General features: G+C 50.8%; 1 protein-coding gene. It reads left to right on the top strand.

Annotation, left to right across the window (positions count from 1 at the left end):
- Positions 1 to 236: hypothetical protein (locus FS818_RS29055; RefSeq protein WP_186375623.1), on the top strand; the 236-nt coding region annotated here is incomplete at both ends.

Below are 236 nucleotides of genomic sequence, written 5' to 3'. Positions count from 1 at the left end.
TTCCGTCTGGTTCCACTCAAAAAGGAATCCGAGCGCAAAGACTTGGAAGAGCGGGCGAAGAAAGAGCAAGTGATTCAGCAAGTTGCTCCAAATACGAATGTGCGTGTACTGGCTCGTCCAGTTGAGATTGAAACGAATATGCAGAGCCGTGAAGTGACCCTGACATTGCCACTGGGTAACAGCCTGCCAACGGATGCGTCAGCACGTCAGCAGATTCTGGATAACCTGGCTGTGTA

This window comes from Paenibacillus xylanexedens (genome assembly GCF_007680605.1).
Classification (GTDB): Bacteria; Bacillota; Bacilli; order Paenibacillales; family Paenibacillaceae; genus Paenibacillus; species Paenibacillus xylanexedens_B.
Note: the sequence above shows the minus strand (reverse complement) of the source record. Positions and strands in the feature narration are given on the sequence as shown.